This is a genomic window from Arthrobacter sp. NPDC080031 (genome assembly GCF_040702485.1).
Classification (GTDB): Bacteria; Actinomycetota; Actinomycetes; order Actinomycetales; family Micrococcaceae; genus Arthrobacter.
On record NZ_JBFBLA010000052.1, the window covers coordinates 1 to 7942 of the forward strand.

At 65.4% G+C, this 7942-nt stretch carries 5 protein-coding genes and 1 tRNA gene; 3 read left to right on the forward strand and 3 right to left on the reverse strand.

Features of this window, described 5'->3' with window-relative positions; translation table 11 throughout:
- From AB0323_RS23805 to AB0323_RS23815, 3 genes are all read left to right on the forward strand, one after another.
- Positions 1 to 120 (forward strand): hypothetical protein (locus AB0323_RS23805; RefSeq protein ID WP_366179529.1); only part of this gene is annotated, 120 nt, incomplete at its 5' end.
- Positions 121 to 130: 10 nt separating this feature from the next.
- A complete protein-coding gene (gene hutH / locus AB0323_RS23810) occupies positions 131 to 1723 on the forward strand; it encodes a histidine ammonia-lyase (protein WP_366179526.1) in 1593 nt (530 codons plus the stop codon).
- A gap of 193 nt (positions 1724 to 1916) precedes the next feature.
- The gene (locus tag AB0323_RS23815) at positions 1917 to 2165 is read left to right on the forward strand and encodes a hypothetical protein (RefSeq protein ID WP_059388455.1); all 249 of its coding nucleotides are present in this window, start codon (positions 1917 to 1919) and stop codon (positions 2163 to 2165) included.
- Positions 2166 to 2268: 103 nt separating this feature from the next.
- Here AB0323_RS23815 and AB0323_RS23820 read toward each other — a convergent pair whose 3' ends face one another.
- From AB0323_RS23820 to AB0323_RS23830, 3 genes are all read right to left on the reverse strand, one after another.
- Positions 2269 to 2490: a hypothetical protein gene (locus AB0323_RS23820; RefSeq protein WP_366179527.1), complete on the reverse strand. Its 222-nt coding sequence runs from the start codon at positions 2488 to 2490 to the stop codon at positions 2269 to 2271.
- Between the two features lie 98 nt (positions 2491 to 2588).
- The gene (locus AB0323_RS23825; RefSeq protein ID WP_366179528.1) at positions 2589 to 7493 is read right to left on the reverse strand and encodes an NAD-glutamate dehydrogenase; all 4905 of its coding nucleotides are present in this window, start codon (positions 7491 to 7493) and stop codon (positions 2589 to 2591) included.
- Between the two features lie 125 nt (positions 7494 to 7618).
- Positions 7619 to 7689 (reverse strand) — tRNA-Cys (locus AB0323_RS23830).
- Positions 7690 to 7942: the final 253 nt, after the last annotated feature.

Here is a 7942-nt window from a genome sequence, read left to right on the forward strand (position 1 = left end):
CGCCTCCTCACCAACGACCCCGGCATGGGCGTCATCCGCCACGCCGACGCCGGCTACGACCGCGCCATCGACGTCGCCCACGAACGCGGCGTCCGCATCCCCATGGAAGAAAGCAAGTAGGAACACCCCGATGACAACCATTACCCACGAACCGCTGACCGTCACCCTCGGCTCCAGCGGCGTCACGCCGGAGGACGTCGTCGCCGTCGCACGCCACGACGCCAAGGTGACCATCTCCCAGGAAGCCCTGGACACGGTCGCCAAGGTCCGCGCCCACATCGATGGCCTCGCGCACAGCGAAGTTCCGGCGTACGGCGTCTCCACGGGCTTCGGTGCCCTGGCCAACCGCCACATCCCCAACGAGCTCCGCACCCAGTTGCAGAAGTCGCTCATCCGCAGTCACGCCGCCGGCATGGGCCCGGCAGTGGAGCGCGAAGTGGTCCGCGGCATCATGTTCCTGCGTGCCAAGACCCTGGCTTCGGGCCGCACGGGCGTCCGTCCCGTGGTCCTGCAGACCATGGTGGACGTCCTCAACGCCGGCATCACCCCCGTTGTCCGTGAATTCGGCTCCTTGGGCTGCTCCGGCGACCTCGCCCCGCTGTCCCACTGCGCCCTGGTCCTGATGGGCGAAGGCGAAGCCACCGGGCCCGACGGCGAACTGTACGGCGCCGCCGGAAAGAAGCCGGTTGCCGAGCTCCTCGCCGCGCACGGTATCGAGCCGGTCGTCCTCGCGGAAAAGGAAGGCCTGGCGCTTGTCAACGGCACCGAGGGAATGCTCGGCATGCTCCTGATGGCCATCGCCGACCTGCACCTGCTGCTCACGACGGCGGACATCACCGCCGCGCTCAGCGTCGAGGCGCTGCTCGGGACGGACCAGGTGTTCCTCCCGGAGCTGCACGCGGCCCTGCGTCCCCACCCGGGCCAGGCTGCCAGCGCGGACAACATGCTGCGGGTGCTTTCGAACTCGCCGATCGTTGCTTCGCACCGCGTCAATGACACCAAGGTCCAGGATGCGTACTCGCTCCGCTGCGCACCCCAGGTGGCCGGCGCGGTCCGCGACACCGTGACGCACGCTGAACTCGTGGCCTCCCGAGAGCTGGCCGCGGCCATTGACAACCCTGTGGTGCTCCCGGACGGCCGGGTGTCTTCCAACGGCAACTTCCACGGCGCCCCGGTCGCCTACGTGCTGGACTTCCTGGCCATCGCCGTCGCGGACCTGTCCTCCATCGCAGAGCGCCGCACGGACCGCATGCTGGACCCGGCCCGCTCCCACGGCCTCCCGGCCTTCCTTGCCGACGATCCCGGAGTGGACTCGGGCCTCATGATTGCCCAGTACACCCAGGCCGGACTCGTCTCGGACAACAAGCGCCTGGCCGTCCCGGCGTCGGTGGACTCCATCCCGAGCTCCGCCATGCAGGAAGACCACGTTTCCATGGGGTGGCATGCTGCCCGCAAGCTGCGCAAGGCCATCGAGAACCTGCGCCGCGTCCTGGCTGTGGAACTCGTCACGAGCGCCCGCGCCCTCGACATCCGCACCAAACTGTCCGGCGGCGAACTCACTCCGGGGCCGGCGGGCACCGCCGTGATCGAGGTGCTGCGGGGCGTCGTCGACGGTCCGGGAACTGACCGTTTCCTCTCACCTGAGCTGGAAGCGGCGGACCGTCTGGTAGGCGCTGGCGACGTGCGAACGGCCGCCGAATCCGCCGTCGGAATTCTCGCCTGACGCCGAACAAAATACTGTTCGAGTGAACAATAGGAAGCGCCCCGGAAATGTTTGGCAATACGTGCCCCGGGGCGCTTTCTGTGTAGTAGAACTTATGGGGTACGGCATGTCCACGCCGACGATGTCGTGGGCCTGCCGGGGAACATCCGTTCACAACTGAAGTAACGAACATCCACAAAGGGGTAGAAGTTCAATGAAGGCACGCGGGACAGTTCTGTCCAGGCGAATCGCACAGTCCGCCGTCGTTTCCAACTGGGGAACGCTGAAGGTGGGGGAGCGGATCGAAGTCGTAAGGCACGCACATGTGGTCGCTGCGGGGGAGGTGCAGGAAGTCTCGGGCAGCGGCAACGTTGTGTGGCTTGAACCCGCAGGACCTGGCGCCGATGAAGCCGCCAAACAGCTTTTCATGAAGTCCGACGGCGTGGAGTTGCGCCGGGTGTAGTGACCTGCAAAAAACCGGGGCTTGTTTTCCATTCCGCGCCGTCTTGGCGTGGTCTGGAAAACAAGCCCCGGTTTTGTTGTCTGTACCTTTCCTAGGACCGTTCCTAGGCGGCGAGGACCTCGCGGGTCTGGCCGAACGGGACCGACTCGTCCAAGGCAACCGTGTAGCTTCCGGGCTCCCGGCGGGTCACCAGGATCCCGCAGCGGCCGTTGTCGGCAGCGGCTTCGATGAGCGTGCTGACGGCTTCGTCAAGTCCTGCATGGACTTCGTCGACGGACGCAAAGGACAGATGGATCTCGTTGTTTTCTAATGTGGCGGTGCTCATTGGGGGGCCTCCTTCTGCAGGATGCCGCGGGGGGAGCGGCAATTCCTGCATAAAAGATAGCAAAGAGTCATGGGATGTCTGTCATTCTGGGAGCTGGATCACCGGCGGACCATGGCGCGCAGGAGCTTCACTGCGACGGAGAGTGCCGCGATGTCCACCGGACCGGGCTTGATGGCTTCCTTGATGGTGTCCTGGATGCGGGCGAGTTGTTCGATGTTTCCGCGTTCCCAGTCCATGATCCTCTCCACCGGGTCGGCGGTTGCCTCCGGGGAGCGGGGAGTGTGCCGGACCACGGCCTTGGTCATGTCGGCGAGGACCAGGTACATGTCGTCGCGGAGGGCTGCCCGGGCCAAGGCCTCCCAGTGGGTGTCCCGCGGTAACAGCGTGATGTGTTCCAACAAGGGGATGGCCGAAATCCGTTCGAACACGGCAAAGTAGACCTCGGCCACGCCCTCAACGGGCTCCTGCAATTCCTCGGCAATCGCGGAAATGTCCAGGAGGCCGTAGCTGACGAGAAGTTCCGAGGCTCGAAGGCCCAGTTCGTGCGGCAAGCCGACAGAATCCGAGTGGGCAAGGCGCGTCAACGAGTGTTGCAGGTTGATCCCGTGCAGGAAGCGCGTGAAATTAGCCCGCATCAGCGACATGGGCCGTTCGAGCCGGGCAAAGGCGTCCGCTATGGGCTTGTCGCGGAAATCGTGGGTGACGTACCAACGGGTGGACCGGTCGAGGAGACGGCGCATGTCCAGGGCCACGGCGCATCCATATTCGATGGGGATGTTTGCCGGCACCCGGGCCAGGGCCTCGGTGACCGAATCGAAGCCCCAGATTCGGCGCATGACCACGAATCCACGCGCCACAGCGGCCGCCGAAACCGTGGTTTCCTCCATGGCACGGAACGCGAAGGCTATGCCGCCGAGGTTGATCATGTCGTTGGCCACCACCGTGGCGACGATTTGACGGCGCAAGGGATGTGTAGACAGCTCATCGCCGAACCGTTCCGAAAGTTGGCGAGGGAAATAATCGCGCAGCGTCTGCGAAAACCATGGATCGTCTGCGAGCCCGCCCTCCGTCAGTTCCCGGGCCAGCTCGATCTTGGCATAGGCCGCCAGCACGGCGAGTTCCGGTGAGGTCAGGCCAACTCCGGTCCCTACGCGTGCCTGGATTTCCTTGGTGGTCGGCAGGCACTCGAGCTCCCGGTCCAGGTCAGTGGTCGAGTCGAGCCAGTCCATGGTCCGTTCGAAGCTCGGGCTCCACGCGAGCACCAGTTGCTTGTCATTGATAAGGAGGACGTTCTGGTCAACGTTGGTTTTCAGGACGAGCCGTCCCACCTCGTCCTGGAGCGAGTGCAGGAATTTCGTCCTTTCGTTCGGGGACATTTTGCCCGCGGCGATCATCCGGTCCAGGAAGATCTTGATGTTCACCTCGTGGTCTGAGCAGTCCACGCCGGCGGAGTTGTCGATGGCGTCGGTGTTCACAAGGATTCCGGCCAGGGCAGCCTCGATCCTGCCGCGTTGGGTGATGCCGAGATTGCCACCCTCGGCGATGATCCGGGTCCGCAGCTGGGTTGCGTCCACCCGGATGGCATCGTTTGACTTGTCTCCGACGTCGGCGTGCGTCTCGGTGGAAGCCTTGACATAGGTGCCGATGCCGCCGTTGTAAAGCAGGTCGACGGGGGCCGTGAGGACGGCCCTAAGCAGCTCAGGCGGGCTCATCGCCGTCGTGCCCTCATCCAGTCCCAAGGCGAGGCGGACCGGTTCGGTGAGGCTGATTGACTTCTCGGCCCGGGAGAACACCCCTCCACCCGGACTGAGCTTCGCGGGGTTGTAGTCGGCCCAGGACGAGCGGGGGAGCTTGAAGAGCCGTTTCCGCTCGGCGAAGGACGTGGCTGGGTCCGGGGTGGGATCCAGGAAGATGTGCCGGTGATCGAAGGCTGCCACCAGCTTGATGTGGTTCGAGAGCAGCATGCCGTTGCCGAACACATCGCCGCTCATGTCGCCGATGCCCACCACCGTGAAGTCCTCCGCGTCGGAGTCGATCAGGAGTTCTTTGAAGTGGTGCCGCACGGATTCCCAGGCGCCGCGGGCCGTGATGCCCATCTGTTTGTGGTCATAGCCCACCGAACCGCCGGACGCGAACGCATCGCCCAGCCAGAACCCGTACTCTGCGGCCAGGGCGTTGGCGATGTCGGAGAACGTGGCCGTGCCCTTGTCCGCGGCGACCACGAGGTAGTAGTCGTCGCCGTCGTGCCTCACCACGCGGGCCGGCGGAACGACGCGGCCGCTCGAACCGCCGTCGGGCTCGGCAACCAGGTTGTCCGTAACGTCCAGCAGTCCGCGAACGAAGATCCGGTAGCTTTCCTGGCCCTCGGCCAACCAAGCCGCCCGGTCCTCGCCCGGGTCCGGGAGCTGTTTGGGATAGAAACCGCCCTTGGCTCCGGTGGGAACGATGACGGCGTTTTTCACCGTCTGGGCTTTCACGAGTCCCAGGACCTCCGTGCGGAAGTCCTCACGGCGGTCGGACCAACGCAATCCTCCGCGCGCTATCGGGCCGAAACGCAAGTGGACGCCTTCCACCCGCGGCGAGTAGACCCAGATTTCGAACTGTGGCCGGGGTGCCGGTGCGGCGGGGATGGAGGATGGATTGAGCTTGAAACTCAAATACGGCTTGTTCAGGTAGAAGTTGGTGCGCAGGGTGCCCTCCACAAGGCTCGCCAGAGAACGAAGCAGCCGGTCGGCGTCGAGGACCGGTACGGCGTCGATCGCTTCCGCCAGTTCCTTGCGGGCCGCGTTCGTGGCCTGGGTCCGCGAGCTGTACCTGCTGCGGTCCGTTTCGAACAGATCGCTTCCAAGCGGAATCTGCTGAGACGGCGTGGGCTCAGCAGGCGTCGGCGCGCGCAGTTCAGGATCGAACAGATCGGGTTCGAACCGGTCCGGATCGAACTTCGCTTCGAACAGCGAAAGCAGGGCGTGGGTTGCACGTACGTTCTCACGGAGGGTATCCGCGATGAACCCGTAGGAATTGGTGCTCCCCAGCTGCCGAAGATACTTCGCATACGCGCGCAGGATAGCCGTCCGCCGCCAGTCGATCCCCTCCCGGATGACCAGGGCATCGAAGGCGTCGGACTCCGCGTCTCCCCGCATCGCAGCACAGAACGAAGCGGCCAGCAGATCGCCGGTACCCACGGGATCAACTCCGCGCGGATAGACGAGGCCGAGATCGTAGAGGAAGAAGGACCGCCCGTCGGCACGCTGCACATCGAACGGACGCTGGTCCAGGACGCGCAAGCCCAGGTTGTGGAAGAACGGCAAAATCTGGCTCAGGCTCTGCGGGCGGGTCAGATAGAGCCGAATCCGCGCATCTTCGGCGAGGACGGCAGTCCCCGGACGCCGGTAGACGGTGAGCAGCGGGTCTGCGGTGCCGCCGTCCGTCATGTCCCCGTCGCGGGGCGCGAAACTCTCGAACCGGACGATGTCCTGAACCGCGTCCTCCACCTCGTAGTCTGCCTTGTAGCTGGCCGGAAATGCGGTGGCCCATTGCCGGGACAGCCGGGTAGCCTCGGCCGCGGGGAACCTCGCCCGCAGGGCTTCGTCCAGGCCTTCAGCCCAGGACCTTGTGGCGGCGATGATCCGCTGCTCAAGTGCAGCAGGGTCGACGACGGCGGGCGCCCCCTCGCGGGGCAACAGAACCCGGAAGAACACCCGGGCCATGGCGGATTCGCCCAGGCGGAGCTCGAACTCGATCGCTTCGGAGCCGAAGGCCTCGCGAAGTTCGCGTTCAATGTTGAGCCGGACGGCCGTGCTGAAACGTTGGCGCGGCAGGAAGACCAGTGCCGTCATGAACCGGCTGTGCGAGTCGAGGCGAAGGAACAACCGGGTGCTGTGCCGTTCTTGGAGGCGCAGGATGTCCCGCGCGTGCTCGGCCAGCTGCCGCGCGTCGATGTGGAAAAGTTCGTCGCGGGGATAGGCCTCCACCACCGCCAGTAGTTCCTTGCCTCGGTGTGATTCGGGCGGGTAGCCGAACGTCCGCAGCACCTCGTTCACAGTGTCCCGGATGACGGGAATCTGGAGTGCCGAGCGGGACGCCGAGCTGGGCGCGAAAAGGCCAACGAAAGTGCGCTCGCTTTTGCTGCCCGTCGCCAGGCTGATTTCGTCGAGGTAGGCGCGCCGGAGGACCGTCGAGCGGAGCGTCGATTTGGTGAGCGTGAGGACGGGAGGCGTGCCAGGTTTTGGGGACGGCCCGCCTGGGGGCGCGGTGGCCGGCACATTCCTGAGCAGCCCAAGACCCCTTCGGCCGCGGTACCCGAGAAACACGAAATTCCCGTCGTCGAGCCAGCGCAACAACTCCTGGGCCTCCCGCGCTGCGGGGGCGGCCTGGGACACCGCGTCCAAGCTGCGGATCTCGTCGACAAGCTCCTGATGGATGGCGGCCGCGTCTTCCGCGGCGGCCCGGACATCGCCAAGGACGGTCTGCAGCCGTTCAACGAGGTGTTCTGCACTCGCCTCGTCAGCGAGCCGGGAAATCTCGACGGCGATCCAAGCCTCCGTGAGCGGGCCGCCGTCGTCGTGGTCCATAGGGGTGGCCCAGGCGGAAGGCTCGACGCCGGAGGGCAGTCCCGTCCGCAGGGGACCGCGGCGGATGCCGGTCAGGCGATGGGTACCCGCATCCCGGGAGACCGTAAAAGTGGGGTGGACCAGGAGCCGGATGGAGGCGTTGTCCCTGGCAATTTCCGCGGTGACCGAGGGGACAAGGTAGGGCATGTCCTCGGTGACAATCGCTACGAGGCTGGCGTCGGCTTCGTTCAGGACGCCGATCACAGCTTGCCCTGGAGCCCGCCGTTCCGCCAGTGAGCGGTGGTACCGCGCACGCTCCAGGAGCGTGTCCGTGGTGTAGTTGCGGACATCATCATCGGCCACGTGCTCGTAGTAGTCGGTCAGGAATCGGTCCGGGTCCCCGGGGGAAGTGCCTCCCAAGGCGTGGTCCGCGTGCTCGATCCTGGATGACATGTCGCTGCGCCTCCGCCGCGCAAGGAGCGGCCGTGCTGTAGCGGTCGGCGAAGTCCTGCGCCTGATTTCATGATGGCTGGCGCGGGGCGGGCAGTAAAGGCTTGGGATGCAGGGCGACACATCAGACGTGGTGGCGGGATTCGAACCCGCGTGCGCTGCTTTGCAGGCAGCTCCCTGGCCTCTCGGGTACACCACGTGCATCGAGGTTAGGCAGGCAGCGGGGCGTGACCCAACATTCGTTTAGAAGCCTTTCGCCGGGTTGCGCGGCGTTGCTTCAGGTGACCTCCCGCGACACGGCGACCTCCGCGCCGCCGGCTGAGACCCAAGTAACTCGCAGTTGTTGTCGTTTTGAGGGGGCAAAGTCAACTGGTCGTAGCAACGCAGGGGGTTTAGGCTGCCTGCAGCAGCTGGTTGAGCCGGTTGGCTGGGGTTTGTAGGTTGAGGGTGGG

Coding starts and splice junctions, on each gene's coding strand:
- hutH (WP_366179526.1), top strand. CDS start 131: ATGACAACCATTACCCACGAACCGCTGACCGTCACCCTCGGCTCCAGC.
- AB0323_RS23815 (WP_059388455.1), top strand. CDS start 1,917: ATGAAGGCACGCGGGACAGTTCTGTCCAGGCGAATCGCACAGTCCGCC.
- AB0323_RS23820 (WP_366179527.1), bottom strand. CDS start 2,490: ATGAGCACCGCCACATTAGAAAACAACGAGATCCATCTGTCCTTTGCG.
- AB0323_RS23825 (WP_366179528.1), bottom strand. CDS start 7,493: ATGTCATCCAGGATCGAGCACGCGGACCACGCCTTGGGAGGCACTTCC.